The sequence below is a fragment of the Burkholderia alba genome, assembly GCF_034721475.1.
Classification (GTDB): Bacteria; Pseudomonadota; Gammaproteobacteria; order Burkholderiales; family Burkholderiaceae; genus Burkholderia; species Burkholderia alba.
Genome location: NZ_JAWJWL010000008.1, coordinates 163903 through 189083, shown reverse-complemented (window position 1 = coordinate 189083; position 25181 = coordinate 163903). Strand labels below are relative to the sequence as shown.

23 protein-coding genes are annotated in these 25181 nt (G+C 66.5%); 7 read left to right on the top strand and 16 right to left on the bottom strand.

Annotated elements, in window-relative coordinates:
- Positions 1-113: 113 nt before the first annotated feature.
- From RZR99_RS11545 to RZR99_RS11530, 4 genes are all read right to left on the bottom strand, one after another.
- Positions 114-815, bottom strand: coding sequence for an ATP-binding cassette domain-containing protein (locus tag RZR99_RS11545; protein ID WP_323119887.1), 702 nt, complete (start codon positions 813-815; stop codon positions 114-116).
- 1 nt (position 816) lies between these two features.
- Positions 817-1491: a molybdate ABC transporter permease subunit gene (gene modB / locus RZR99_RS11540; RefSeq protein ID WP_323119886.1), complete on the bottom strand. Its 675-nt coding sequence runs from the start codon at positions 1489-1491 to the stop codon at positions 817-819.
- Between the two features lie 10 nt (positions 1492-1501).
- Entirely contained in the window at positions 1502-2299 is a 798-nt protein-coding gene (modA, locus tag RZR99_RS11535) for a molybdate ABC transporter substrate-binding protein (protein ID WP_323119885.1), read from the bottom strand.
- A 113-nt stretch (positions 2300-2412) separates the two neighbouring features.
- Positions 2413-3108, bottom strand: a complete 696-nt coding sequence (locus tag RZR99_RS11530) for a phosphatase PAP2 family protein (protein WP_323119884.1) — start codon at positions 3106-3108, stop codon at positions 2413-2415.
- A gap of 245 nt (positions 3109-3353) precedes the next feature.
- On the opposite strand from RZR99_RS11530, the gene RZR99_RS11525 reads away from it, so the two are divergent.
- Both RZR99_RS11525 and RZR99_RS11520 read left to right on the top strand, forming a co-directional pair.
- A complete protein-coding gene (locus RZR99_RS11525) occupies positions 3354-4433 on the top strand; it encodes an extracellular catalytic domain type 1 short-chain-length polyhydroxyalkanoate depolymerase (protein ID WP_323119883.1) in 1080 nt (359 codons plus the stop codon).
- A gap of 95 nt (positions 4434-4528) precedes the next feature.
- Positions 4529-4705 carry a DUF3563 family protein gene (locus RZR99_RS11520; protein WP_323119882.1) on the top strand — a complete coding sequence of 59 codons (177 nt, stop codon included), beginning with the start codon at positions 4529-4531 and terminating at the stop codon, positions 4703-4705.
- Between the two features lie 99 nt (positions 4706-4804).
- On the opposite strand, the gene RZR99_RS11515 is transcribed toward RZR99_RS11520, so the two are convergent.
- From RZR99_RS11515 to RZR99_RS11495, 5 genes are all read right to left on the bottom strand, one after another.
- Complete coding sequence (locus RZR99_RS11515) at positions 4805-5224, bottom strand: organic hydroperoxide resistance protein (RefSeq protein WP_323119881.1); 420 nt, start codon at positions 5222-5224, stop codon at positions 4805-4807.
- 145 nt (positions 5225-5369) lie between these two features.
- The gene (locus RZR99_RS11510) at positions 5370-5822 is read right to left on the bottom strand and encodes a MarR family winged helix-turn-helix transcriptional regulator (RefSeq protein ID WP_323119962.1); all 453 of its coding nucleotides are present in this window, start codon (positions 5820-5822) and stop codon (positions 5370-5372) included.
- Positions 5823-5987: 165 nt separating this feature from the next.
- Positions 5988-6794 (bottom strand): BPSS1780 family membrane protein, encoded by an 807-nt coding sequence (locus tag RZR99_RS11505; RefSeq protein WP_323119880.1) that lies wholly within the window; start codon positions 6792-6794, stop codon positions 5988-5990.
- On the bottom strand, positions 6785-7783 hold the full coding sequence (locus RZR99_RS11500; RefSeq protein WP_323119879.1) for a homoserine kinase: 999 nt from the start codon (positions 7781-7783) through the stop codon (positions 6785-6787). Before RZR99_RS11500 ends, RZR99_RS11505 begins: the two co-directional genes overlap by 10 nt.
- A gap of 116 nt (positions 7784-7899) precedes the next feature.
- Positions 7900-8298: a hypothetical protein gene (locus tag RZR99_RS11495; protein ID WP_323119878.1), complete on the bottom strand. Its 399-nt coding sequence runs from the start codon at positions 8296-8298 to the stop codon at positions 7900-7902.
- Positions 8299-8457: 159 nt separating this feature from the next.
- On the opposite strand from RZR99_RS11495, the gene RZR99_RS11490 reads away from it, so the two are divergent.
- Positions 8458-9984 (top strand): AMP nucleosidase, encoded by a 1527-nt coding sequence (locus RZR99_RS11490; RefSeq protein WP_323119877.1) that lies wholly within the window; start codon positions 8458-8460, stop codon positions 9982-9984.
- Positions 9985-10053: 69 nt separating this feature from the next.
- On the opposite strand, the gene RZR99_RS11485 is transcribed toward RZR99_RS11490, so the two are convergent.
- Positions 10054-10434, bottom strand: coding sequence for a site-specific integrase (locus RZR99_RS11485; RefSeq protein WP_323119876.1), 381 nt, complete (start codon positions 10432-10434; stop codon positions 10054-10056).
- A 1221-nt stretch (positions 10435-11655) separates the two neighbouring features.
- Here RZR99_RS11485 and RZR99_RS11480 point away from each other — a divergent pair.
- Positions 11656-12318: a hypothetical protein gene (locus RZR99_RS11480; protein ID WP_323119875.1), complete on the top strand. Its 663-nt coding sequence runs from the start codon at positions 11656-11658 to the stop codon at positions 12316-12318.
- A 366-nt stretch (positions 12319-12684) separates the two neighbouring features.
- Here the strand turns inward: RZR99_RS11480 and RZR99_RS11475 are convergent, their stop codons facing one another.
- The gene (locus RZR99_RS11475; RefSeq protein WP_323119874.1) at positions 12685-12972 is read right to left on the bottom strand and encodes a hypothetical protein; all 288 of its coding nucleotides are present in this window, start codon (positions 12970-12972) and stop codon (positions 12685-12687) included.
- A gap of 616 nt (positions 12973-13588) precedes the next feature.
- Between RZR99_RS11475 and RZR99_RS11470 the strand changes: the two genes are divergently transcribed.
- Positions 13589-15736: an FUSC family protein gene (locus RZR99_RS11470; RefSeq protein ID WP_407655436.1), complete on the top strand. Its 2148-nt coding sequence runs from the start codon at positions 13589-13591 to the stop codon at positions 15734-15736.
- A gap of 140 nt (positions 15737-15876) precedes the next feature.
- Here RZR99_RS11470 and RZR99_RS11465 read toward each other — a convergent pair whose 3' ends face one another.
- Positions 15877-16626 carry an LOG family protein gene (locus tag RZR99_RS11465; RefSeq protein ID WP_323119872.1) on the bottom strand — a complete coding sequence of 250 codons (750 nt, stop codon included), beginning with the start codon at positions 16624-16626 and terminating at the stop codon, positions 15877-15879.
- Between the two features lies 1 nt (position 16627).
- On the opposite strand from RZR99_RS11465, the gene polA reads away from it, so the two are divergent.
- Positions 16628-19399 (top strand): DNA polymerase I, encoded by a 2772-nt coding sequence (gene polA / locus RZR99_RS11460; protein ID WP_323119871.1) that lies wholly within the window; start codon positions 16628-16630, stop codon positions 19397-19399.
- Positions 19400-19662: 263 nt separating this feature from the next.
- A complete protein-coding gene (locus RZR99_RS11455; RefSeq protein WP_323119870.1) occupies positions 19663-21003 on the top strand; it encodes an NAD(P)/FAD-dependent oxidoreductase in 1341 nt (446 codons plus the stop codon).
- 93 nt (positions 21004-21096) lie between these two features.
- Here the strand turns inward: RZR99_RS11455 and RZR99_RS11450 are convergent, their stop codons facing one another.
- From RZR99_RS11450 to RZR99_RS11435, 4 genes are all read right to left on the bottom strand, one after another.
- Positions 21097-21339, bottom strand: a complete 243-nt coding sequence (locus tag RZR99_RS11450; RefSeq protein WP_323119869.1) for a DUF4148 domain-containing protein — start codon at positions 21337-21339, stop codon at positions 21097-21099.
- 123 nt (positions 21340-21462) lie between these two features.
- A complete protein-coding gene (locus RZR99_RS11445) occupies positions 21463-21879 on the bottom strand; it encodes a hypothetical protein (RefSeq protein WP_323119868.1) in 417 nt (138 codons plus the stop codon).
- Positions 21876-23675: a TadG family pilus assembly protein gene (locus RZR99_RS11440; RefSeq protein WP_323119867.1), complete on the bottom strand. Its 1800-nt coding sequence runs from the start codon at positions 23673-23675 to the stop codon at positions 21876-21878. The genes RZR99_RS11445 and RZR99_RS11440 overlap by 4 nt, the downstream gene beginning before the upstream one ends.
- Before the next feature lie 428 nt (positions 23676-24103).
- Complete coding sequence (locus tag RZR99_RS11435) at positions 24104-24943, bottom strand: hypothetical protein (RefSeq protein ID WP_323119866.1); 840 nt, start codon at positions 24941-24943, stop codon at positions 24104-24106.
- Positions 24944-25181 lie beyond the last annotated feature (238 nt).

The following is a 25181-nucleotide window of genomic DNA, read 5'->3' as shown; positions in this document are numbered from 1 at the left end:
GCGGTGCGCGGCGCTTCGCGGCCGTCGATGTCGCGGCACATGAAAAGCCGGCCTCGCGCCGGTTTTTTGTCGCCAAGCGAACGGCGCCGCGGGGAGGACGGCGCCGCGGCGCGTCAGCGCAGGCTCGTCGCCCACTCGGCGAGCGGGGCGTCCGGCAGCACGTGGCCCTCGTGAAGCTGCACGACCTGGTCGCCGAATGCCGCGACGTCGTCGGGATCGTGCGTGATCAGCACCATCGGGATGTCGAGCCGCGCCTGCAGCTCGGTGAGTTCATGCCGCATGCGCCGGCGCATCGCGACATCGAGGGCGGAAAACGGTTCGTCGAGCAGCAGGATGCGCGGTTGCGCGATCAGCGCGCGGGCGAGCGCGACGCGTTGCTTCTGCCCGCCCGACAGCTGCACCGGAAAATGGCCGGCGAGCGCGTCGAGTTCGAAGGCGCGCAGCCAGTATTCGGCATCGGGCGGCAGTTCCTTCGCGCGCGGGTTGCGCCAGCCGCGCTTCAGGCCGAAGGCGAGGTTCTGCCGCACGTTCAGGTGCGGGAACAGCGCGTAATCCTGGAACAGATACGCAACGCGGCGCGCTTGCGTCGGGATGTCGATGCGGCGCGCCGAATCGAACAGCGGCTCGCCGTCCAGCGAGATCGTGCCGCGATCCGGCGTGAGCAGGCCGGCGATGGCCTGCAGCGTGAGGCTCTTGCCCGCACCCGACGGCCCGAACAGCACGACCCGCTGCGCGGCCGCCGAGAACGCGACGTCGAGCTCGAAGTGGCGCTCCGGTGTCGCATAGGTCTTGCTGATCTCGACGACGAGACTCATTTCAGCGCGCTCCGAGCAACTGGCGCTGCGGCACGAGCCGGCCCGCGATCAGCAGGATCAGCACGCAGGTCACCGACGTGACGAGCACGAGGAAATTCGCGGTGCTGTCGTCGCCCGCCTGCACGGCCGCGTAGACCGCGACCGACAGCGTCTGCGTGCGGCCGGGCAGGTTGCCCGCGATCATCAGCGTCGCGCCGAATTCGCCGAGCGCGCGCGCGAACGCGAGCAGCGCGCCCGCGAGGATGCCGCGCGCGGCGAGCGGCAGGGTGACGCGAAAGAAGATGCCGGCTTCGCTGACGCCGAGCGTGCGCGCCGCGCGTTCGAGCTGCGGATCGACCGCTTCGAACGCGGCGCGCGCCGATTTGAGGATCAGCGGGAAGGCGACCACCATCGACGCGATCACCGCGCCCTGCCACGTGAAGACGAGCTGGATGCCGAGCTTGTCGAGCCACGCGCCGAACACGCCGCGCCGGCCGAGCAGCACGAGCAGGTAGTAGCCGAGCACGGTCGGCGGCAGCACGAGCGGCAGGGTGAGCAGCGAATCGACGATGTCGCGCGCGCCGGAGCGCCAGCGCGCCAGCGCATAGCCGGCGGCGACGCCGAGCACGATGTCGAGCGCCGTCGCCCAGCCGGCGACCTTCAGCGACAGCAGCAGGGGGATCCACGCGTCATGCATGTCGAGATGCCTAGTTGGCGGAGCCGGCCGGCTTGAAGCCGTACTTCGCGAGCACGGTCTGACCGGCCGGCGACAGTACGAAGTCGACGAAATTCTTCGCTTCGGCGGCGTGGCGGCTGTCCTTCACGATCGCGATCGGGTAGGTGATCGGCGTTTGCGTCGGCACCGTCAGCGCGACCTTCACGCGCTCCGGCATGATCGCCGCGTCGGTGCCGAACACGAAGCCCGCGTCGACTTCGCCGCGCGCCACGTAATCGAGGCTCTGGCGCACGTTCGCGGCCAGCACGCCCTTCGCGCTGATGTCGTTCCACACGCCGGCGGCCTTCAGCGCGCCTTCCGTATAGCGGCCGACCGGCACGGACGCCGGATCGCCGTAGGCGACGCGCTTCACGCTCGCGGCCGTCAGGTCGCGCAGCGAGCCGAAACCGGCGCGGCTGTCGGCGGGCACGATCAGCACCAGCGAATTCGCGGCGAAATCACGGCGCGAACCGGTGGCGATCACGTTCTCGCCGACCGCGCGATCCATCGCCTTCTGGTCGGCGGACGCAAACACGTCGGCGGGCGCGCCCTTCGCGATCTGCTGCATCAGCACGTCGGACGCGCCGAAGTTGAACAGCACCTTGGTGTCCGGATGCTGTTTCTCGTACGCGTCGCCGACCGCCTTGAACGCATTGGTCAGGCTGGCCGCCGCGGAGACGACCAGTTCTTCGGCGGCCCAGGCCGGTCGGGCGGCGAGGCCGACGGCCAGTGCGGAGAGCGACAGCGTGCGGAGGAACAGGCGACGGGCGGAGCGGGCAGCAGCGGACATGGCGGTAGTGGTCGAATGGAGGAAAACCGTAATCGTAATATAGGGAGGGTGATAACGCTCGACATACCGGTTATCCCGAGGCGCGCATGACGGCCCGGCGGGGCCGTGGCGGATCAGGCGGGCCGGACGACGGGGATTTCGAGGGTTTGCTGCGAGGTGGGCCGCGATGCGGGCCGGTAGTTCGGATTGGCTTTCCACCGGGCGCGGACATACGGGCGTTCATGGCCGGACAGCTGCAGTGCGACCTGGGTGACCCAGCGGTGCGACGGGACGGTGATGCCGTGCAGCGCGATCGTGACGAGCACGAGGCTTGCCGCGACGGCCGGCATCGACCAGCGATGCGGCTGCGCCCGCCACGAGCCGGCGATGAAGCTCAGCGCGGCAAGCGCGCCGATGATGCAGCCCGTGATCGCCTCCGACGGCGAGTGGGCGTCGAGCACGACGCGCGACAGGCCGACCGCGACGCCCGCCGCCAGGCCGAGCACGACGCCGAGCACGCGCACCGGCGTGTTCGCCCGTGCCAGCACCAGGAATAGCGCAACCGGATAAACCGATGTGGACAGCATCGCGTGGCCGCTGAACCCGGTGAAATCCCACGCGCGCACACCGATTCCCCAGCCGAGGAAAGCGATCTTGGTGAGCGCGACGACGCCGATCGCGACGCCGAGCACCACCAGCCATGCGGCGGCGCGGCGCACCGAATAGCCGAGCGCGAGCCACACGGCGATCGTGACGGCGAGCGGCAGCGTGAGGCCGGCACCGCCGAGCGCGGTGATCGAGATCCACAGATGAGGCGGCAGGTCGTACATCGAGAGCAGCGGGCAGGAAAAGGCGGGGTACTTGCTTAACGCGCGAGCCGGAAATAGCGACTACAACGAATACAAGCGGCGAGCTTCCAGTATACAGGCGGCCAGGATTCCGATCCCGGGTGTTCGTCAGAAGAACTTCGGCGGGGCGAGAAAATTTCCGGAAAGGGTGTTATTGTGCATTGCACAAACCGGGCCGCCGACTTGCCGATCCGGCCCTTTTCCTTTCTCACTGCGAGCCTCGACCGATGACCAAAAGTCTGACGAAACTCTGGCTGGGCGGTATGAAACGCATGCTTCACATGCCGCCTCAGTCTCAGCCCGTGCGGGCTGCCGGCGTGTCGTCCGCTGCCGTGTCCGATGCGCCGGGCGCCGCGCCGCGCGAGTCGCGGGTGCGGCCGCGCGCCGCCGCCTGGGCGGGCGGCGACTGGGTACGGGCCGATCATCCGTTGCCGCCCGTGCTCGGGCGCTTCGTCCAGCATCTGTCGTACGGCCTGTACGTGCCGCCGGGCTTCGCCGCGGATGCGCTGCCGCTCGTCGTGATGCTGCACGGATGCAAACAGGATATCGACCAGTTCGCGCAGGGCACGCGAATGAACCTCCTCGCCGATCGGCACGGTTTTGCCGTGCTGTATCCGGAGCAGGACCCGCGCGCGCACCCGCATCGTTGCTGGCACTGGTATGACGACAGCGAGCGCGGTGGACGCGGCGAGGCGCAGGCCGTCGCCGATCTGGTCGACGCGCTGGTCGACGAACACGGGTTCGACGCGTCGCGGGTGTATGTCGCGGGCATGTCGGCCGGCGCGGGGCTGGCTGCGCTGCTGGCGCTCTACCATCCGCACCGGTTCGCGGCCGTTGCGCTGCATTCCGGGCCGGCGTTCGGCGAAGCGCAGTCGGGCATCGCGGCGATGGACGTGATGCGGCGCGGGTTGCACCAGAATCCGGCCGCGACCGTCGATGCGCTGATCGAACCGGGCGCCTATCCCGGCATGCCCGCGCTGATCGTGCACGGCGACGACGATCGCGTCGTCGCGCCGAAGAATGCCGAGCAGCTCGCGATCGAGTTCCTGCGCTTGAACGGGATGGCCGATGCGCGCGGTGCGCTGCGGGGCGCGGAGCGCATCGAGACCCGCGACGACGGAATGGATGCGTTCGACTACCGGAAAGACCGCCGGTCCGTGGTGCGGTTGTGCGTCGTCAAGGGACTCGCGCACGCGTGGGCCGGCGGCGACGACACCGTGCCGTTTCACGCGGCCGTCGGGCCGGATGCCAGCGAGCTGGTGTGGTCGTTTTTCGCGCTGCAGGCGCGCGATGTTGTCGCGTCGTAGCGACGGCGGCTCAAAATGCGCTGGCAAGAGTTCAGGGTTTTCCCTATAATGCGGGTAAATACCTAAGCAAAAACCCTTGATTGGAGAGATCGATCATGTACCTGCTGAGCCGCCTGTTCCTGTTCCTGACGAAATCGTCCGAGCAGATCGCGAAAGAGCGTACCGACGCGTACCTCGCCGACGCGACCGATCTGTATGACCTCGAATTCCGCATGCGCAAGATCGACCGGGAATCCGCGTTGAACCAGCCGTCGTGGATGGTCGCGCGTTAAGCGTTTAATAATTTATACGCATAAAGTTTGAAAGGGCCAGCCGGCTTGCAAGCCGGCTGGCCCTTTTTGCATGTGCGGCGGCGCCGAGGCCGGCGGCCGTCAGGCGATCACGAGACGCACGGCAACGTTGTTGCGGGTCGCGTTCGAGTACGGGCAGACGTGATGCGCCTTGTCGACGAGTGCTTTCGCGGCGGTCGCGTCGAGCCCCGGCAGTGCCACTCGCAATTCGATGTCCAGGGCGAACCCGCCTGCATCGTTCGGGCCGAGGCCGACTTCGGCCGTCACCGTCGTATCGGCGGGCAGCGCCTGCTTGCTCTGGCCGGCGACAAACTTCATGGCGCTCAGGAAGCACGCGGAATAGCCGGCGGCAAAGAGTTGCTCCGGATTCGTGCCTTCCGCGCCCGTGCCGCCCAGTTCGCGCGGCGCGGCGAGCTTCACGTCCAGCTTGTTGTCCGCGGAAACTGCCCGGCCGTCGCGGCCGCCGGTGCTGGTCGCGCTCGTCTTGTAGAGGATGTTCATGGTGAGACTCCTGTCTGGAAAGGTCGGTGAAGGCGGCTCGGCGGCAAGGGAGGGCGTCGGCCACGGGAATAAATATATCTCACTAATCATTAGTGTGCAAATTAAATTTCGACGTCGCATCGGAAACGGATGGCATCGGCTTGTCTCAGGTTTGCCCGGAGTCCGTCAGGGCTTGCCGCAGACGCGTGAGATCCGTGCGCAGACGCATCAGGAAATCGGGGGTCTGCTGCATCGCGCAGAACAGATCGGCGGGCACCGAGCGGGCCTTCTGCCGCAGTTCGGCGCCCTCGGGCGTCAGCCGCGCGTGGACCACCCGCTCGTCGATCGTGCTGCGCACCCGCTCGAGGTAACCGAGCGCCTCGAGCCGCTTCAGCAGCGGCGTGACCGTGGCCGGATCCAGATTGAGCCGTGCGGCGATGTCCTTGACGGCCATGTCGTCGGTTTCCCACAGCACCAGCATCGCCAAGTATTGAGGGTAGGTCAGCGCGAGCTTGTCGAGCAACGGTTTGTACGCCTTCGTCATCGCGAGCGACGTCGAGTAGAGCGCGAAGCAAAGCTGCTCGTCGAGCGTGAACGGAAGAGGGGGCAGATCGTCCATGATGGCGGGTGGCATGAGATGGCGCAAAAGATTAGTACGCAAATGATTTTGCGCTTAAACGACTGGAATGGCGAGGGGTGGAGGGGGGAATCGGCCGGACACGGCCGGCCGACGCGCCACGCGGCGGCTGACCGGCCGGGCGCGCGGGACCGCGCGCCGTGAGGGTTAGCTGGAAGCGGGCAGCGACGGCGCGCCGGGTTCCTGAATGCCGAAACAGCCGCGATAGGTCGCGTAGAACGAGCAGTAGAGCATCGAGGTGATGATGATCGTCGCGGGCATCATGACGGTCAGCGCGTAGGCGCCGGCGCCGAGCGCCTGCATCAGCGCGGCGAGGCCGAACGAGACGCCGAGCGCGATCGCGAACCATAGCAGCCCGTACAGCGTGAACGCGCCGCGGTTGCGCCAGCAGCTCACCACGCTGAAGAACAGCGCCTTGACGGGCGGAATGTCGTGCCATGCGGTCAGCACCGGCGCGAACCAGAACATCATCGCGACCGGCAGGTACAGCGTTCCGGCGACGGCGAGCGCCACCAGCATGCCCGGCGTCGCGAGCGTTTCCGGGTCCGGATTCGCGCCGCCGAGGCCGAACATCACCTTCAGCAGCGTGCCGCCGTCGCCGAGCGCCGATGCGGCGAACACGATCGCCATCGACACGATGTACAGGCCGCCCAGCGCGAACAGGCGCTGCGTGACGACGGGGCCGTACGAGCGGAAGCCGTCGAGCAGGATCGTCGGCATCACCGGCTTGCCGGCGATCGTGTCGCGGCATGCGGCCATGAAACCTACCGCGATGCCGGGGATGAACAGCAGCGGCAGCGCCGCGCCGATCACGGGCACGAGCGACACCAGCATCATCGCGAGCAGGTAGGTGAAGAACAGCGTGATGAACGCGAGCGGGTTGCGCCGGAACAGCCAGATGCCCTGGCGGAACCAGACGTAGCCGGTCTTGGCGGGGACTTCGATCAGTTGCATGGGGTATGTGTGTCAGGGAGCGCGCTCACGTGAGCGATACGCTCGCGCAGGATGCGCTCGAAATGGCCCGGGTCGTGCGGTTTCAGCATTTCCGCCGCGCGGGGCAGGTAAAAATCATACAGGCGCGACACCCAGAAGCGGTAGGCGCCGGCGCGCAGCATGTCGCTCCAGTGCCGGTGCTCCTCCGGGGTGAAGGGCCGGACCGTCTGATAGGCGCGCAGCAGCGCGTCGGCGCGGGCCGTGTCGAGCGCGCCGGTGGCGAGGTCGACGCACCAGTCGTTGACCGTCACCGCAACGTCGAACAGCCACTTGTCGCAGCCGGCGAAGTAGAAATCGAAGAAGCCGCCGAGCCGTACGGTGTGGCCGGTATTCGGCTGCGCGTGCGCGAACAGTACGTTGTCGCGGAACAGATCGCAGTGACACGGGCCTTCCGGTAGCGCCGCATAGTCGGCCGACGCGAAGAACGCGGCCTGGTGGGCGAGTTCGCCTTCGAGCAGCGTGCGCTGCGCGTCGCTCACGAACGGCGCGATGGCCGGCACGTTGGTCCGCCACCACGCGAGGCTGCGCAGGTTCGGCTGGCGGCGCGCGTAGCCGCGCCCCGCCAGGTGCATGCGGGCGAGCATCTGCCCGACCTCGATGCAGTGCTCGACGCGCGGCGCCAGTTCGGCCGAGCCGTCGAGCTTCGTGACGATCGCGGCCGGCTTGCCGTGCAGGATGCCGAACAGTGCGCCGTCGTCGCGCGGAACCGGGTCGGGCACCGGCACGCCGTGCTCGGCGAGGTGGCTCATCAGGTCGATGTAGAACGGCAACTGGGCGGCCGTCAGATTTTCGAAGATCGTGAGGACGTACTCGCCGCGCGTCGTCGTCAGGAAGAAATTGCTGTTCTCGATGCCGGACGGGATGCCGCGAAACGCGACCACCTCGCCGAGATCGTAATGGCGCATCCAGTGCGCGAGATCGGAGTCGGAAACCGCGGTAAAAACGGCCATGCAGGAAGACGTCGATTCGGGTTGGCTGGCCGGCGGCAGGCGCCGGAGGAGCGAAAGGGCAGGCTGGAGGCGCGTCGGCTGCCGCGCGAGCATGGGCGGCGGCCGGCGGGGGGCGATCAATAGTGCAGGTTGACCGACGGCAGGCGCGTGATCGGCACGCCCGCGTCGTGCGGACGCGGCGAAGTGTCCGGCGACGCGCTCATCTGGTAGCGGGTGCCGAAATTCGATTTCACGTTGATCTCGACGGGCTTGCCGCGATCGCGGTATTCGGTGACTTCCGTGCCGTTCTTGCTTTTTTCGTAAAAGCTCGGCGTGCGCTGGATGTCGTTGAAATCGACTTTCGACGTGACTTCCGCGGCTGGCCGGTTGATCTTCGTGAGATCGGGCAGGCCGGCGGCCTCGTTGGCGGCGGCCTGGGCTTGCGCGTCGGCGCTCGCCTGGGCGGCGTCGGCCGCGTGCGCGGGGCCGACGAGGGCAAAAGCCGCAACGGCAGCGGCGAAAAGGAGCGGCTTCATCGTGATTCTCCCAAAGAACCTCGCGATTCTAACAAATACCGGCGGGGAGCCGACGCCGACGATCCGCATGGGCGGCGGCCTTGACGATACCGGGGGCATCGTCAATCGGACAAGGTTCCGTGGTAATGTCAGACCGATCTGACGAGGATCTGACTCACCATGAAGAACGACCTGAACCGCCGCCACCGGACACTCTCGCCGGAGAGCCCGCCCGTCGAAGCCTTCGACGATCCGAATGCCGCCGTCGCCCGCCTGTCGGCCATCTACGAAGCCAACTCCGCGTTCCTGCGCGACGCGTTCGCGCGCTACCGCCGCAACGAGGCGTTCACCGAGCACGTGCGCGCCTGCTATCCGTTCGTGCGGATTCATACCGACGTCAACACGCACATCGATTCGCGCCGCTCGTACGGCTTCGTCGCGGGGGCGGGCGTGTTCGAGACCACCGTCACGCGTCCCGACCTGTTCGCCAACTATTACCGCGAGCAATTGCGTCTGCTGGCGAAGAACCACCACGTGCAGATCGAGGTGGGCGTGTCGAAGCAGCCGATTCCGGTGCATTTCGCGTTTTCCGAGGGCATCCACCTGGAGGGCGATCTCGACCGCGACCGCCTGCTCGCGATGCGCGATGTGTTCGATACGCCCGATCTCGCCTACCTCGACGACCGCATCGTCAACGGCACCTTCGAGCCGGCGCCCGGCGAGCCCCATCCGCTCGCGCTGTTCACGGCCGCGCGCGTCGATTTCTCGCTGCATCGGCTGCGCCACTACACCGCGACGCTGCCGACGCATTTCCAGAATTACGTGCTCTATACGAACTACCAGTTCTACATCGACGAGTTCGTGAAGCTCGGCCGCACGCTGATGTCGGCGAGCGACGATCCCGAGGTGCGCGCGTATCGCAGCGAATATACGTCGTTCGTCGAACCGGGCGACGTGATCACGTACAACGCGAATCTCGGCGACGAGCCGGTCGAGGGCACGCCGCCGCCGCGGCTGCCGCAGATGCCCGCGTATCACCTGAAGCGCGCGGACGGCAGCGGGATCACGATGGTCAACATCGGCGTCGGGCCGTCGAACGCGAAGACGATCACCGATCACATCGCGGTGCTGCGCCCGCATGCGTGGGTGATGCTCGGGCACTGCGCTGGGCTGCGCAATACCCAGCGCCTCGGCGACTACGTGCTCGCGCACGGTTATGTGCGCGAGGATCACGTGCTCGACGACGATCTGCCTTTGTGGGTGCCGATCCCGGCGCTCGCGGAAGTGCAGGTCGCGCTGGAGCGCGCGGTCGCACAGGTGACGCAGCTCGAGGGGGCGGAGCTGAAGCGGGTGATGCGCACCGGGACGGTCGCGAGCGTCGACAATCGCAACTGGGAGCTGCGCGATCATCGCGAACCGGTGCAGCGGCTGTCGCAAAGCCGCGCGATCGCGCTCGACATGGAAAGCGCGACGATCGCCGCCAACGGCTTCCGGTTCCGCGTGCCGTACGGCACGCTGCTGTGCGTGTCGGACAAGCCGCTGCACGGCGAGCTGAAGCTGCCGGGGATGGCCGATCAGTTCTATCGCGCGCAGGTCGACCAGCATCTGCAGATCGGCGTGCGGGCCATGGAAATTCTGCGCACCAACGGGCTCGACCGGTTGCATAGCCGCAAGCTGCGGAGCTTCGCGGAAGTGGCGTTTCAGTAACGAACCCTTGCTGTATAAGGCTCCTCGGCCGGTTCGGGGAGCCTTCGTGTCTAACATGAGCGTCAGTGTCTAACTTGCACGCTTCAATGGCATTGGTCGGACACGTTCCACTTCGCGTGATTTCGTGTAGCGCGCCGTCATGCTTTCGGTCGTGTGGCCGGCCAGCGATTGCGCTGCCGCCGCACCCCGCTGCCGCTTTAGATCGGTCAGGGCCTTCGCCCGCAGATCATGGAAATGCATCCCGACCAGGTATATCGGGTTCGGGGCGTTTCCTCTTTCTTCGCCGTCTTTTTCGTCCATCGATCGTGCCCGCTGACACGCGCGTTTCCACCCTGAGTGCGCGCCGATGTCAGTGAAGCGGCCGCCGGCATGCGTGCAGATCACCGGACCGATAGCGGCGATCTTGCCGCCGCGCGTCCGATCCCGTGTTTCTTGGAGGTCGGGCGTCATTGCGATCAACGGGCGCACTCCGCTACTGTTGGCCGTCTTGCTCGGGTGAAACGCAATCCCTTCATCGGACACGTTCTGCCAGTGATGGCCGCAGAAATCGCCGGGCGATTCAGCAGCCGGGGACTGGGGAACCCGGGCTTATGCCGGACGCGTCTCCCCGTCCCCGTGGAGGGCGCGTGATCAACCTCCCCAGAAGCACCAGAATTCCCAGCATTGCGTGACCAGGCAGGACGGGGCGTTACATTGGAATTCCGGCTCTGCGTGTGCTGGGGCCGCGGGAATCGCGACCATCAGCGTAAGCGCAGCAAACACACCGAGCACCAATTTTTGTAAGCGTTGCATAACAAACTCCTTAGAGAGTTGGGGCAGACCGGGAGCCACATTCATCGAGTGCATGCATTAAGAAGACACGTGACGACATCTGCGCAGCAACACAAAGGAAGGCTGGCAGAATGAGGTCGTAAGAAAGCTTACGCGACACGGTTTCTGATTGAGTGCTCATCCGTCCATTTTTTGTGAACTATTCGTTGCGAACACGGGCGCTGCTTCGCTCTATTTGTCGCAATATGACGTGCTTCCCCCGCGCCATGATCGCAATGGCTCGTCAGCAGTCCGCGATTCGATACGCGGCACGGGCCTTCGGCTATTTCCCCGGCAGGTAGCGATTGAGGTCGGCGCCCGTACCCGTGATGCCCACGCCAACCGCGCGATACGCGCTACCGCGCGGCTCGCTGTCGTGGACGCCACATCTGAAACGGCCGCTCATCCCGCTAGCCGCATAGCCATTGCACTTGATACAGCTCGACGTACTGCCGGGCGCGCCAGTCACAGCGCGGTACTCCGCGTTGGGTTACACCGAGGAGAATGGGGGTGGGGTTCCTCAATCCTGATGTCGGGTGCGTAGGGTCGCGTGAGGTGCGCTCGCCGTTTCGGATCTCCGGCCGCTACTTCGCGCGATCGAGATCGCATCCGGGCCACGAGCGTACCGTCGCTACGTCCTTCACTTTACATTCGATCATGACGAATTCTCGCGTAGGCGGTACCGGTCAACGTCCCATCATGTCGTCGTCAACACCGGCATCTAACGTGCCGAGGGGGAGACCGGGCGCGTCCGGCGGCGGCAACACACGATCCGCCACAGCGGGCCCGATCGCGGGGTTGCAGCGCCTCAATTCCATGTCGGAAGTACGCAGAACGGACGGAGGCGGTGTCCGAAGCGCGATGAAAGTCACGGTAACGGCTGGCGCTTTCTCCAACACAGTGCAAACCGCCGCTTTCGTGAAGCGACCCGGCGGTGAGCGAGTCGAACGGCACGAAGACTACAGTACGATGCGGCAGGAAAATGGCGGCACGACACTGCCGAACGTGCCCGATACCCGTGATGCGAGGCGCGGCCAATCCCCCGAGCGACCTGCGAGTGGCAGGCATATCGACAGCCAATATTCGATCAACGATGCGGAAGTGCAAATGCTGAAAGAGGGACTGGGTCTCGCTCAAGAGGCAATCCGCAACGCACCAAAGGATCAAGGACCACAGACGATCACCGTCGGCTTCCATGGAAACTACGGGCCGTGCGGACAAGACAACGACGTCGGATGCAAGAGTCGTTTGCAAACCGCGGCGGATACGCTTAGCACAACTTTTTCAAATAACGCCGTTGCAGGCTCGAGGCTGATAGTCGAGTCAGTGTATTCGCAGCCTGCGGCGGACGCGTCGCGAGGGGATGTCGAGACCGTGTACGGATACCGTGACGCGTCGGAGCGCACGATCGGCAACGAAACCGTCTATTCACGCAACCTTGCGGATGTCACGAAACGGGGCCTTCCCGAGAGCAAGGTGCAGCCGGGATTGACGTTCGCGGAGAGAATGAAACTAAATAAATAGCCCCGCTCCTAAGCCAAGCCTAGTCGGCGATCGCGTTGATCGCCGAGCAACGGCACCGCGTTTCCGAAAGCGACACCGGGTCGGACGTTAAGGGGCCGTGCTGGATTCGGTGAATAAATATAAGCGGTTAATCGAGCGCAAGCGGAAAACGCTTCTTGCCATGGGATGGCTGCGCGAGCGTTCGGGTAGGTATGCAAGGGCGCGTCGGAGATACTTCCCCGGCTGCGGCAGGCGATACCGGCCCGGCCATCCGAATGATTCATGCCGCCGCGAAAAAACCCGTCCGCGCGAGAAACGCGGACGGGTTGTCTCATCGAGCCCGGGCAAGCCGCACGGGAGCGGTCCTGCTCCAGGTCTGGCGGTGCGTCAGCACTCGCCTTTTTTCGCATGTCCCGGCGGGCAGTGGCCGCGATCGCGGTCATGGTCACGGTCGTAGCGCGCATGCTGACGCGCTTCCCATTCGCGACGCTCCCAGTAGCGGTGGCCATCCCAGTAGCGGTCGCCGTGCCAGCCCTGTGTGACGACGACCGGCGCCGGGCCCGGAGCGACGACGACAGGCGCCGGCGTGCCGATGTTGACGTCGACGTTCACGGCGTGCGCCGCGCCCGACAGGGTGAGACCGGCCAATGCAAAGGCAATCAGCGTGCGTTTCATGTTGGGTTCTCCAGTGGTTGAGACACGTGCCGGCCGGATGCCAGGGTATGAAGTCCCGAGTCGGATGCGTCGCGTCCGTCGGTCACGATGTGGAGCGAAGTGTGGCGGCGGGCAGGATTATTTGAAGTAGGGATGTGTAACGCTGCATTGACGCGTGCCGGACAATCTCGGGCCGGGAGTCTCGGCGACTTGACAATGTCCGGTGGCGAGATCGCGAGGTGGGGCGGTCGAGTGGCGGACACCGTCGCCGGATTTAACGTTCGGCTGACGGCAACGGAAAAGATTGGTTACGAATTCAGCGGCCGGATCCCGCGGAGGGGCGCATCGCCCTCCCATTTGTCCGTGCCGCAGCCCCGGGGTAGCCTGCACGCGGCGGACGGCGGCAGGTAGCGGGACGACGCGGTATGCCAGTACCTCCGGGCAGGACGCGCACTCGGACGTATGGAAAAGCAGACGATCCGGCGTCATGACGGAAGGCCGGTCCGGTCCGCGATCTTGTTTATTTTTCTTAAGGGTTTTCCCTTATTATGACGTGCCGGCCTGCCGCCGTCCGCGTCACCCGCAGGACCGGAACAGGCGTCCGTCCGCCGCCGCAACCCCCTTTCCATCGAATCGCATGTTTCGTCATCTCCACCGCAGGATTCGTCGCACCGTCAACCGGTGTATGAGGATGCTCCACGCATCCGCTGCCGCGCTGTCGCGCGGGCGGCCGGTCTGGATGGTGTCGTTCGCGGTCGGCGAGGCGAGCCTGTCCGAAGGCTTGCGCGCCGCCTGCGCGTCCACTGCGATGCTGGCGGTCGGCAACCTGCTGCACGAGCCCGAATTCGCGTGGGCGGCCATCGGCGCGTTCTGGACCTGCCTGGCCGACGCCGCCGGTTCGAACCGGAGCCGCTTCGCGTCGATGACGAGCTTCGCGCTGCTCTCGGCACTGTGCGGCGGCCTCACCGCGTTCGCATCGGGCGTGGGCACCGTCGCCGCCGCGCTCGCCGTGCTGGCGTTCACGACGGCGGGCGCGCTCGGCCGTATCTGGGGCGCGGCCGCGGCGCAGGTGGCGATCCTGGCCGCGACCGCCTGCGTCGTGATGGTCGACCGGCCGATGCACGACCTGCGCACCGGTGCGGCGTTTCTCGCGATCTACCTGAGCGGTTGCCTGTTCGCGATCGTGCTGAGTCTCACGGTGTGGCGCATCCACCCGTTCGCCCCCAGCCGCACGGCGGTGCGTTCGGTGTATGGGCGGCTCGCCGACATCGCGCTCGACAGCGCGCGGCTGCTCGGCGAACCTCAGCAGGGGCTGCGGCAATGGGAACTGCATGCGGCGAAGTTTCGCGGCGATGCCCGCGCCGCGCTCGAACGGGCGCGCAAGGCGCTCGCGAGCGTGCCGGTGTCGCGGGCCGATCAGCGCGACGCCTACGCGAATCTGCTGATCGCGCTCGCCGACGGCGAGCGTTTGTTCGCCTATCTGATCGCGGTGTCGGGCGCGTGTCAGCGGGGCCGCGACGGTTTGCGCGATGCGCGCCGCGCCGCGCGCGTGCTCGTCGGGCTCGCGGCGCGGCTGCGCCGGACCGGCTCCGCCGTGTACGACGCGCCGTGGGTGCGCCCGGTCGAGCAGCAGCGGAGAATCGAGCGGCTCGCGCGGCAGCTGGATGCGGCGCTCGACGGCGAGATCGCCTGGCCGGCCGACCAGGCGCCGATCGATCCCGTCCCGCCGCCATCTGTTGCCGCAGGCTGGATCCCCAGCCTGGGCAGGGTACTGACGCGTGCCGCCGCGACCTTCAATGCGAATCTGCTGTGGCAGTCGATCGGCCTGCGTCACGCGGCCCGCGTCGGCGTCGCGACGACGGCCGGCTTCCTGATCGTGCGGCTGCTGGGCGTGCCGTTCGGCTATTGGGCGACGATGGCGATCCTGCTGATCCTGCAGCCGTCGATCGCCGGCACCTGGCCGCGCAGCCTGGAGCGCGCGGCAGGCAGCGTCGTCGGCGGACTGCTCGCGGCCGCGATCGGCTTCGCGATTCATTCGCCGCTCGGCATTTCGCTGGTGGTGTTCCCTTTGGTATGCGCGACGATGGCGCTGCGGCCCGTGAGCTACAGCCTGTTCGTGCTGTTCCTCACGCCGACCTTCGTGCTGGTCGCCGATTTTGCGACGCCCGGCGCGCGCGAGTTCGTCTACGCGGCCACGCGGCTCGGCAACAACGTGCTGGGGTGCGCGCTGGCGTTGCTCGCGACGTTCCTGCTCTGGCCGACGCGCGAGCAAATCGATATCCGCGCGCGGATCGCGGACGCGGTGCGCGCGAACCTGCGCTATCTCGCCGACGCGCTGGCGCCGTCCGTGCGCGTCGACGGCGACGCGCAACAACTGCGGCGGGCCGCCGGCCTTGCCAGCAACAACGCGGAGGAAGCATTTAACCGCCTGCGCCTCGAGCGTCTCGACGATTCGCGTTTCGACACGGCCGCGTCGACGATCCTCGGCCTGCTGCGCCGGATGGCCGGCACTGCCGCGCATCTGCGTCTGAGCGCCCAGGGGCAGAGGCGGGGCGCCGAACTGATCGCATGGCTCGCGGCGACATCCCGCGACATCGAAGCGTCATTACGGGATGGCGATGGCGACGCGTCCGCGCGGCACACGCTGCCGCCGCGGGAACGGCTGTCGAGGCCGGAGATCGAGGCGGTCGGGCAGATCGCGCTACTGCAGCGGCTGCTGGCCGATCTGCGGCAAGCGGAGGTAAGCGACGATGCGGGCGGCCGCCGCATACGGCAGCCGGGCTGAATGGCCCAGGCGGACATCGCATCAGGCACGAAACATCGCGGAATCGGCCGGCGCACGCGCGCCGCAAAGACAAAACGGGCGGAGCCGCGAGGCGCCCGCCCGTCTTGCCGATGCATCGCCCGCGTGGCGGGAATGCGGTGTTACAGATAGAACATCCGGTCTTCTTCGGGGCGCGGCGGCTGCGAATCGTCCGACTCCTCGCCGCGATCCTCGTAGAACGCCATCACGGCTTCGAGCACCTGGTCGGGATCGTCGATCACCTGCATCAGCGCCATGTCGTCCGGATTGATGAGGCCCATCGGGATCATCTGGTCGCGGAACCACTGCAGCAGCCCTTGCCAGAACGCGCTGCCGACGAGGATGATCGGCACGAGACGCGATTTCTTCGTCTGGATCAGCGTGAGTACTTCCGACAGTTCGTCGAGTGTGCCGAAGCCGCCCGGCATCACGATCACCGCGTCCGAGTTCTTGACGAACGTGACCTTGCGCGTGAAGAAATGGCGGAACCGCAGCGAGATGTCCTGATAGTGATTGCCGGCCTGCTCGTGCGGCAGCTCGATGTTGAGCCCGACCGACGGCGCCTTGCCGGCATGCGCGCCCTTATTGGCCGCTTCCATGATGCCGGGGCCGCCGCCGGAGATGACCGCGAAACCGGCGTCGGACAGCTTGCGGGCGATCTGCACCGCGAGCTTGTAGTCCGGCGTGTCGGGCTTGAGGCGGGCGGAACCGTAGATGCTGACAGCCGGGCGGATCTCCGACAGGTACTCGGTCGCCTCGATAAACTCTGCCATAATCGTGAACATCTGCCACGAAGCGCGGGCTTTCTTCGCCGTCGCGCGTTCTTGATCTGCGAGCGAACGCAGACTCGGAATCACTTTTCTCTTATCCATAATGCCTGAAGAACTGAACCTGGAAGGTAAGACCCTGCTATTGGTTGATGGTTCGAGCTATCTGTATCGGGCCTACCATGCCATGCCGGATTTGCGGGGACCCGGTGGAGAGCCGACCGGGGCGCTCTACGGAATCATCAACATGCTGCGCCGGATGCGCAAGGAAGTCAGTGCAGAGTATAGCGCGTGCGTGTTCGATGCGAAGGGCAAAACCTTTCGCGACGATTTATACGCGGAATACAAGGCCAACCGGCCGTCGATGCCGGGCGATCTCGCGCAGCAGATCGAACCGATCCACGCGGCGGTGCGCGCGCTCGGCTGGCCGCTGCTGATGATCGAGGGCGTCGAGGCCGACGACGTGATCGGCACGCTCGCGAAAGCGGCCGAACGGCGCGGCATGCACGTGATCGTGTCCACGGGCGACAAGGATCTGGCGCAGCTCGTCACCGAGCGCGTCACGCTGATCAATACGATGACGAACGAAACGCTCGACCGTGCGGGCGTGCTCGCGAAATTCGGCGTGCCGCCCGAGCGGATCGTCGACTACCTGTCGCTGATCGGCGATACGGTCGACAACGTGCCGGGCGTCGAGAAATGCGGGCCGAAGACGGCCGTGAAGTGGCTCACGCAGTACGATTCGCTCGACGGCGTGGTCGCGCATGCGGACGAGATCAAGGGCGTCGTCGGCGACAACCTGCGGCGCTCGCTCGATTTCCTGCCGCTCGCGCGCCAGCTCGTGACGGTCGAGACCGCCTGCGATCTGGCGCCGCAGGTCGAGTCGATCGATACGTCGCTCGTGACGGGTGTCGAGCAGCGCGAGCCGCTCGGCACGATCTTCTCCACTTACGGCTTCAAGACCTGGCTGCGCGAGATCGAGAGCGCGCCCGCGCCAAGCGAGCGCGCATCCGGCGACGATGCCCCCGCCGATGCGGCGCCCGAGGGGACGGCCGAGCTGTCGTTCGCGGCCGAGCGGCACTACGACACGGTGCAGACGTGGGAGCAGTTCGACGCGTGGTTCGCGAAGATCGACGCGGCGGCGCTGACCGCGTTCGATACCGAGACCACGTCGCTCGATCCGATGGTCGCGCAGCTGGTCGGCCTCTCGCTCTCGGTCGAGCCGGGCCATGCCGCGTACATCCCGGTCGCGCATCGCGGCCCCGATCTGCCGGTGCAGCTGCCGCGCGACGAGGTGCTGGCGCGGTTGAAGCCGTGGCTCGAAAGCGCCGACCGGAAGAAGCTCGGCCAGCATCTGAAGTACGACGCGCAGGTGCTGGCGAACTACGGCATCGAGCTGAACGGGATCGAACACGATACGCTGCTCGAATCGTATGTGCTCGAATCGCATCGGTCGCACGACATGGACAGCCTCGCGCTGCGCCATCTCGGCGTGAAGACGATCAAGTACGAGGAAGTGGCGGGCAAGGGCGCGCAGCAGATCGGCTTCGACGAAGTCGCGCTCGAGATCGCCGCCGAATACGCGGCGGAAGACGCCGACATCACGCTGCAGCTGCATCACGCGCTTTATCCGCAGATCGCGCGCGACCCGGGGCTCGAGTACGTGTATCGCGACATCGAGATGCCGGTATCGGTGGTCCTGCGCAAGATGGAGCGCACGGGCGTGCTGATCGACAGCGCGCGCCTCACCGCGCAGAGCCATGAGATCGCCGCGCGCCTGATCGAGCTTGAGCAGGGCGCGTACGAGCTGGCCGGCGGCGAATTCAATCTCGGCTCGCCGAAGCAGATCGGACAGATTTTCTTCGAGAAACTGCAACTGCCGGTCGTGAAGAAAACGCCGAGCGGCGCGCCGTCGACCGACGAAGAAGTGCTGCAGAAGCTCGCGGAGGATTATCCGCTGCCGAAGCTGCTGCTCGAATATCGCGGCCTGTCGAAGCTGAAGTCGACGTACACCGACAAACTGCCGCGGATGGTCAACGCGGACACGGGGCGCGTGCACACCAACTACGCACAGGCGGTGGCGGTCACGGGCCGGCTCGCGTCGAACGATCCGAACCTGCAGAACATTCCCGTGCGCACGGCCGAGGGCCGGCGCATCCGCGAGGCATTCGTCGCGTCGCCGGGCTGCAAGATCGTGTCGGCCGACTATTCGCAGATCGAGCTGCGCATCATGGCGCACATCTCGGGCGACGAATCGCTGCTGCGCGCGTTCGCCCAGGGCGAGGACATCCACCGCGCGACCGCCGCCGAGGTGTTCGGCGTGACGCCGCTCGAGGTCAGCGCCGACCAGCGGCGCATCGCGAAGGTGATCAACTTCGGGCTGATCTACGGGATGAGCGCGTTCGGCCTCGCGTCGAATCTCGGCATCACGCGCGACGCGGCGAAGCTCTATATCGACCGCTACTTCGCGCGTTATCCCGGCGTGGCCCGCTATATGGAAGACACCCGAGCCAGCGCGAAGGAAAAGGGTTACGTCGAAACCGTGTTCGGCCGGCGGCTGTGGCTGCCCGAGATCAACGGCGGCAACGGTCCGCGCCGTCAGGCGGCGGAGCGCGCGGCGATCAACGCGCCGATGCAGGGCACGGCAGCGGATCTGATCAAGCTGTCGATGATCGCGGTCGAGGGCTGGCTCGAAGCCGACCGGCTCGGTTCGCGGATGATCATGCAGGTGCACGATGAACTGGTGCTCGAAGTGCCGGACGCCGAACTATCGCTGGTTCGCAAGAAGCTGCCGGAAATGATGTGCGGCGTCGCGCAGCTGAAAGTGTCGCTCGTCGCCGAGGTCGGCGCGGGCGACAACTGGGAGGAAGCGCACTGATGCGACATGCCGGGTGCTGCCCGGCGGCGCGCGGCATATCGTCACGTGCATGGCACTTATGTATATTGGTTGCTTGTCGTCAAGGTGCCTGCTCCGGGACAATGCCGGTCAGCGCGCCATCGCGCCCGGGTGGTCGGCGCGCGGCGTCGGAACGGGCGCCGCGCGGCCTGTCGCTGTCCGAACCCGTTCGGACGTCGGCCTGAGGGGGCGATCTTCCGTTTCCCGGGGCCGACGGCAGTCTTGAATCGCATAGGGGGAATCGGATGCATCGCTTCATTATTGTCGGCGGCGGCGCGGGGGGGCTGGAACTGGCCACGCGCCTGGGCGACCGCTACGGCGCCAGCGGCAAGCGCGCCGCGCAGGCACAGGTCACGCTGGTCGACCGTTATCCGACGCATATCTGGAAGCCCCTGCTGCACGAAGTCGCGGCGGGCAGCATGGACCCGTTCACGCAGGAGCTCGAATACGCGGCGCAGGCGCGCTGGCACGGCTTCGAATTCCAGCAGGGCGAGCTGACTGCGCTCGACCGCTCGGCGAAGCGGATCACGCTCGGCCCCGTCAAGGACAGCGACGGCGAGGAACTGCTGCCGCAGCGAGAACTCGACTATGACACGCTCGTGATCGCGATCGGCAGCACCACGCATTTCTTCGGCGTGCAGGGCGCGCCGGAGAATGCGATTGCGCTCGATACCGTCGGCGAGGCGGAACGGTTCCGCAAGCGCCTGATCGCCGCGTGCATGCGCGCCGAGCATCAGGCGCCCGCCGAGCCGCAGCGCGACGCGGCCGGCCAGGCGGAGCCGCGCATCCAGGTGGCGATCGTCGGCGGCGGCGCGACGGGGGTCGAATTGTCGGCGGAATTGCGCAACACCGCGCAGGTGCTGTCCGCATACGGGCTGCACAAGCTCGATCCGCGCCACGATGTCGGCATCGTGCTGATCGAATCCGGGCCGCGCATCCTGCCCGCATTGCAGGATCGCGTCTCGACGGCCACCGCCGAATTACTCGAAAAGCTCGGCGTGCGCCTGATGCTGAACGAACGCGTCACCGAAGTGGCGCCGGGTGTCGTGCGCACGGCGAGCGGCAAGAGCGTGCGCGCCGATCTCACGGTGTGGGCGGCGGGCATCAAGGCGCCCGCCGTGTTGTCGCAGCTCGACGGGCTCTCGGTCAACAAGCTCGGCCAGCTGGAAGTGCGTCGCACGCTGCAGTCCGTGACCGACGACAACGTCTTCGCGCTCGGCGACTGCGCCGCGTGCGAATGGCCCGGCAACGAGCGCAACGTGCCGCCGCGCGCACAGGCGGCGCACCAGCAGGCCAGTTTTCTGCTGAAGGCGCTGGCGGCCCGGCTCGACAACCGGCCGCTGCCGGAATTCACCTACCGGGACTTCGGCTCCCTGGTGTCGCTCGGGCACTTCAGCGCGGTCGGCAACCTGATGGGCGGGTTGATCGGCGGCAACATGCTGATCGAAGGCCTGTTCGCGCGCTTCATGTACATGTCGCTGTACCGTCTGCATATCGCGGCGCTGCACGGCTATCCGCGCATGGTGCTCGATACCGTCGCGCACTGGCTGCGCCGCTCGACCCTGCCGCGGGTGAAACTGCACTGACGCCGCCGGCGGGCGCACCGGCGCCCGCCTCTGTCTCCCGCATCGCGGCGCCGCGGCCGGCGCCGATCGCATGCTCATCCCCGCTCATCTTTCTCATTGCTCCCGCAGCCACGACGGATTGGCCGCCTGCAGGATTTCGCGGTTGCGCGCGCGCGTCGCGGGGCTCGGCGGATAGTCGGTGTCCTTGGTCGGCAGGAAGCCGTCGCGATATGCCTGGATCAGTTCCCGCCGCACTTCCTCGCGGGTTTTGCCCGGCTCGGGCGCGTGCGTCGAAGCGAAGGACGAGGTGGCTGCGACAGCGGCAAGCAGCATGACGACTAGAGGGCGGACTTTCATGAGGACTCCAGGGTAGCGCGGCGTCGAACCATTTCGACGGCCGGTATCGCTATCCTGCCCGGCGCCCGGTGAGCGGACGCTGATCGGCGCATGACAATTTGGACACGCACCGCGTGCCGTCGGTCAGCGCACCGCGGGCCGCCGCACGATGACGCCGTACCAGCCGGGCCCGCGATAGGTTTCATAGCCGGGCGTTTCCGCGAACGACACGATGCTGCCGTCGCCGGCGTGGGAGAAGCCGCTCGTCCGCAGTGCGAAGCGTTCTTCGAGCACGCCCTGGCCGTCCGAACTCGCTATGACGCGAAACGACGCATCGACGATCAGGCAGCGGGTCCGCGTCCACTCGTCGTCGGTCAGCCGCACGCCTTTCACGACGGCCGCGGCTTGCGCGGTCCAGTCTACGGAAGATCGGGGAGCGGCGGGCGCGGACGGTGCCGCCGCCACCAAGGCGGTGCGGCGGCGCGTTCCCGCGCACCGTTCGACGGCATCGGCATCGGCATCGGCGCGGGCGGCGTGCTGCCCGCCGTCGGTGCCGGTCAATAGACGAGCTGCGACGCGCCGCAGGTCAGCGAGATGTCGTGGATCGTGCTTTCGCCGATCTGCACGCCGAGTACCTGCAGCAGCGGGTCGACCACGCCGTCGAGCCCGCCGAGCAGCGGCGGCAGGGCGGTGCCGAGGAATGCGCCGAGTGCCGACTCGACCGGCGTGAGCGGGAGACTCAGGCCGCCGAGCAACACGACCTGCGTTTGCTGGAGCGATGCGCCGAGCCCGTTGAGGGCATTGCCGAGCACGTTGCCGACGCCGTTCGAATTGGTGCTCTGGTAGCCGCCGGTGGTGCCATAGAAGGTCAGCGCCGGGGCGTCGGCGGCCGGCACGACCGCCGGGAACGCGGCCAGCGCGGTGATCTTCACGAGATTGACGATATTGACGAGCGTGGCGGGGGTCGAGCAACTGAACGCTTGCGAGCCGGACAGGTTGGCGGGCGCATTGCCGACACACAGATTCGCGATTCCGGTCTGCGCACCGATCACCGACGCGCAGGTCGAGGTCGATGCCGTGCACGTCGCCGATTGCAGCCATGCGGTTCCCGGCGCGACCTGCAGCGACAGCGGCAGATTGACCTGCACCGGTACGAGCGTGCCGAGCAGGCCGAGCGGCAGGCTGGCCGTGCCGAGTCCGATGCCCAGATAGAGTCGCACCTGGGCGGTGCTGGCGACGGTGCGCCAGGTCTTGGTCAACGGATCGATCCCGGCTTCGCCGACCGCGATCACGGGCGGCTGGATGATCTGCACCTGCAGGCTGCTGGTGAGCCCGGCGATGCTGAGGCCGCCCGCGATCGTCACGGCGGACTGCCCGTTCGCGATCTCGGCCGCGGCCATCAGCGCGTCGAACGGGCTGATCGTCGCGTTGAGCGCGGCCTGCGGATCGGACAGCCCGATCGACAGCAGGCCGGGCGTGCCCGTCGTGTTGTTGAGCGACACGCTCTGGCTGTTCGTGTAGTTCGCGTTGGCGATCGAGTTCATCGCGCTGATATCCGTCTGCACGTTGGCGTTGGCGACCGTTGTCGTCGACAGCGCGGTCGCCAGCCAGCCGGCGAGCGTCGGCACGGTGGCGTTCATGCTCAGCAGCTGGCTGACCGTGCCGGCCCCCGCGGCGGCCATCAGATCGCTGACCTTGATGTGCGCGGTTGCCAGCCCCTGGTACGACACCAGCGACAGGTTCAGATTCGTACCCAGCATCGCGTTGAGGAGCGAGTTGACGAGGCCGCCTTGCAGCTGCGCGAGCGTGGTCCCGATCGAGTAGACGCCGATATTGGTCGCCTGCGCGGTGCTGGTGGCCGTCACGGTGCGCTGCGGGCCGAAAAAATAATACGGCACGCTGCGCGTGACCGTCACCTGCACGGCGTTGAGCTGGGCGTCGTCACCCGCCGTATAGCTGGGGCTGGAGCTTGCGTAGAAGCTGGGGCCGCTGTTGTCCTTCAGATCCCAGCGTCCGCAGGTCGCGCTCAAGGTCTGGCCGGAAACCGTGCTGTCGAAGCCGTTCGCGAGCGCGACGGACTGCGCGATCGTCGGCGGCTGCACGCAACCGTCGTCCATCGTCTCGGCGGCCGCGAGCGCGGACATGTCGGCGACGCTCTGCAGCAGGCGGCGCTGGAAGAAGACGTTGCCGATATCGATCGCGCCGAGCATGACCATCACGATGCCGATCGTCAGCGCGGCCAGGATCGCGACCGAGCCGCGCTGACGCGTGCGCGAACGGATCGAACGGCGCGGCTCGGGATGCGCGGGCAACGGCGGAACGGGCCCATCGGGCAAATGACGGAGCAGCTTGTCCATTCCGGCCTCGTTAAGCATCAGCGTTGGCGCGATTCCCGGATCGGCGACGTGGCGGGCGGTCGCATCGATCGGGTGCATGGACGCATCCGATGCGGCGCCAGTGAAATACCGCGCGATTCGTGATGCGTCGTCATGCCTCGTAATGCATCGAAATAAGAACGAGGCAATGTGTTTAAAGCGTAGGGGATAGGCGCTTGATTGAATCATGTCGCGCTACGCGAATGTTTTGCAATCCGATGTTTTCCCTGTACGCAGCGTGGATGCGTGAAAACCCCGAAGGATGGACGTTTCGGATGTGCGGCTTGAACATTGGCATACAGCGGGAATACGGCTGTATGAATGTGACCGGAAGCGGTGAGCATTTAAGGCCGCGCTGATTTCGACCGTGGCTTGTCGCCGAAGTCGGGAGCGGGGTTTTGGCAATGTGTTTAATTCAATTCTTGGGGCTTACGCTGTATCGACGCCGTGGACGCATTCGCGCGATGCGTCGCCCGCGGCTCATGTCGATGTCGCCGATACTGGTGCGTTGAAGGTGCACGTGGCGTTCGTCGACGGGCGGCGATGGCGCGGCCTGCCGAAATCGGGTGCAGCCGCTTCACTCCCGACGCGCGCGCGCCGGCCGGCCGATGCGCGGTCCGAATCCCGAGAACTGGATCGCGCACAGCAGCGCGACGCTCGATAGATGCCGCGTATAGCTGCCGAGGTCCGGCTCGAACAGCATCGACACCGCGACATGGCCGACGACGACGCATGCGAGCAGGTCGCGCGCCGGATGCGCGTCGCGCGGCGGGCGGCGCCATACGGACGAAGATCTGCATTGCGATCTCTTTCGGTCCCGGCCAGAACGGGACGGGCAGATTGACGCGCACCACGGCGTACAGATAGTTCGTACAAAAGGCGGTGAACGAGTCCGGCGCGACCGGATTGTGGAAGCTCGTGCGCGCGCCGAATGGCGAGCTGTGCGCAAGGTAGTCCGCCGCCATGTCGCGCGGATGCAGCAGCAGGTAGTACGCTTCCTGCGGGAGCAGCACGAGCGCGATGGGCGCGGCGGCCCCGCGCCACGACGCGCACCGGAACGGGAAGGCGGTGCATGCGATCGCGAGGATCGGCGCGAAGTAACTGCGCACGAAGGCGGCGTAGCCGAGGTAGCGCACCGCGACCGCGACGAACGTGAACAGGGCGGAGCGACGCTGAGCAATACCGGCCAGCACGATCGCCATCAGCACGACGAGCGTGTCCTTGCTCGCGACGAACAGGTTGAAGAACACGCACGGCGCAAGGCCGCTCGACACCTGAGATGCATTGCGCTCAACTCGACCCGATCAATTTTCAATAACCGGGCCAGTGATTTAAATAGAGCGCCTGCTAAATGAGGCTTCGTTTATTTGGTACGAATACGAACGGAATGGGCGCGATTCGACGCCGAGGTGTTGCCGCAGGAAGGAAACGGGAATCGCGGCAGTCTTCGGACACTGGGGACGTGCGCAGGTGGCGTGATCCGGGGAG

Bases quoted from the DNA above. Each gene is read 5' to 3' on its own strand.
- RZR99_RS11545 (WP_323119887.1), bottom strand. From the start codon at position 815: ATGAGTCTCGTCGTCGAGATCAGCAAGACCTATGCGACACCGGAGCGC.
- modB (WP_323119886.1), bottom strand. From the start codon at position 1,491: ATGCATGACGCGTGGATCCCCCTGCTGCTGTCGCTGAAGGTCGCCGGC.
- modA (WP_323119885.1), bottom strand. From the start codon at position 2,299: ATGTCCGCTGCTGCCCGCTCCGCCCGTCGCCTGTTCCTCCGCACGCTG.
- RZR99_RS11530 (WP_323119884.1), bottom strand. From the start codon at position 3,108: ATGTACGACCTGCCGCCTCATCTGTGGATCTCGATCACCGCGCTCGGC.
- RZR99_RS11525 (WP_323119883.1), top strand. From the start codon at position 3,354: ATGACCAAAAGTCTGACGAAACTCTGGCTGGGCGGTATGAAACGCATG.
- RZR99_RS11520 (WP_323119882.1), top strand. From the start codon at position 4,529: ATGTACCTGCTGAGCCGCCTGTTCCTGTTCCTGACGAAATCGTCCGAG.
- RZR99_RS11515 (WP_323119881.1), bottom strand. From the start codon at position 5,224: ATGAACATCCTCTACAAGACGAGCGCGACCAGCACCGGCGGCCGCGAC.
- RZR99_RS11510 (WP_323119962.1), bottom strand. From the start codon at position 5,822: ATGGACGATCTGCCCCCTCTTCCGTTCACGCTCGACGAGCAGCTTTGC.
- RZR99_RS11505 (WP_323119880.1), bottom strand. From the start codon at position 6,794: ATGCAACTGATCGAAGTCCCCGCCAAGACCGGCTACGTCTGGTTCCGC.
- RZR99_RS11500 (WP_323119879.1), bottom strand. From the start codon at position 7,783: ATGGCCGTTTTTACCGCGGTTTCCGACTCCGATCTCGCGCACTGGATG.
- RZR99_RS11495 (WP_323119878.1), bottom strand. From the start codon at position 8,298: ATGAAGCCGCTCCTTTTCGCCGCTGCCGTTGCGGCTTTTGCCCTCGTC.
- RZR99_RS11490 (WP_323119877.1), top strand. From the start codon at position 8,458: ATGAAGAACGACCTGAACCGCCGCCACCGGACACTCTCGCCGGAGAGC.
- RZR99_RS11485 (WP_323119876.1), bottom strand. From the start codon at position 10,434: ATGACGCCCGACCTCCAAGAAACACGGGATCGGACGCGCGGCGGCAAG.
- RZR99_RS11480 (WP_323119875.1), top strand. From the start codon at position 11,656: ATGAAAGTCACGGTAACGGCTGGCGCTTTCTCCAACACAGTGCAAACC.
- RZR99_RS11475 (WP_323119874.1), bottom strand. From the start codon at position 12,972: ATGAAACGCACGCTGATTGCCTTTGCATTGGCCGGTCTCACCCTGTCG.
- RZR99_RS11470 (WP_407655436.1), top strand. From the start codon at position 13,589: ATGTTTCGTCATCTCCACCGCAGGATTCGTCGCACCGTCAACCGGTGT.
- RZR99_RS11465 (WP_323119872.1), bottom strand. From the start codon at position 16,626: ATGGATAAGAGAAAAGTGATTCCGAGTCTGCGTTCGCTCGCAGATCAA.
- polA (WP_323119871.1), top strand. From the start codon at position 16,628: ATGCCTGAAGAACTGAACCTGGAAGGTAAGACCCTGCTATTGGTTGAT.
- RZR99_RS11455 (WP_323119870.1), top strand. From the start codon at position 19,663: ATGCATCGCTTCATTATTGTCGGCGGCGGCGCGGGGGGGCTGGAACTG.
- RZR99_RS11450 (WP_323119869.1), bottom strand. From the start codon at position 21,339: ATGAAAGTCCGCCCTCTAGTCGTCATGCTGCTTGCCGCTGTCGCAGCC.
- RZR99_RS11440 (WP_323119867.1), bottom strand. From the start codon at position 23,675: ATGGACAAGCTGCTCCGTCATTTGCCCGATGGGCCCGTTCCGCCGTTG.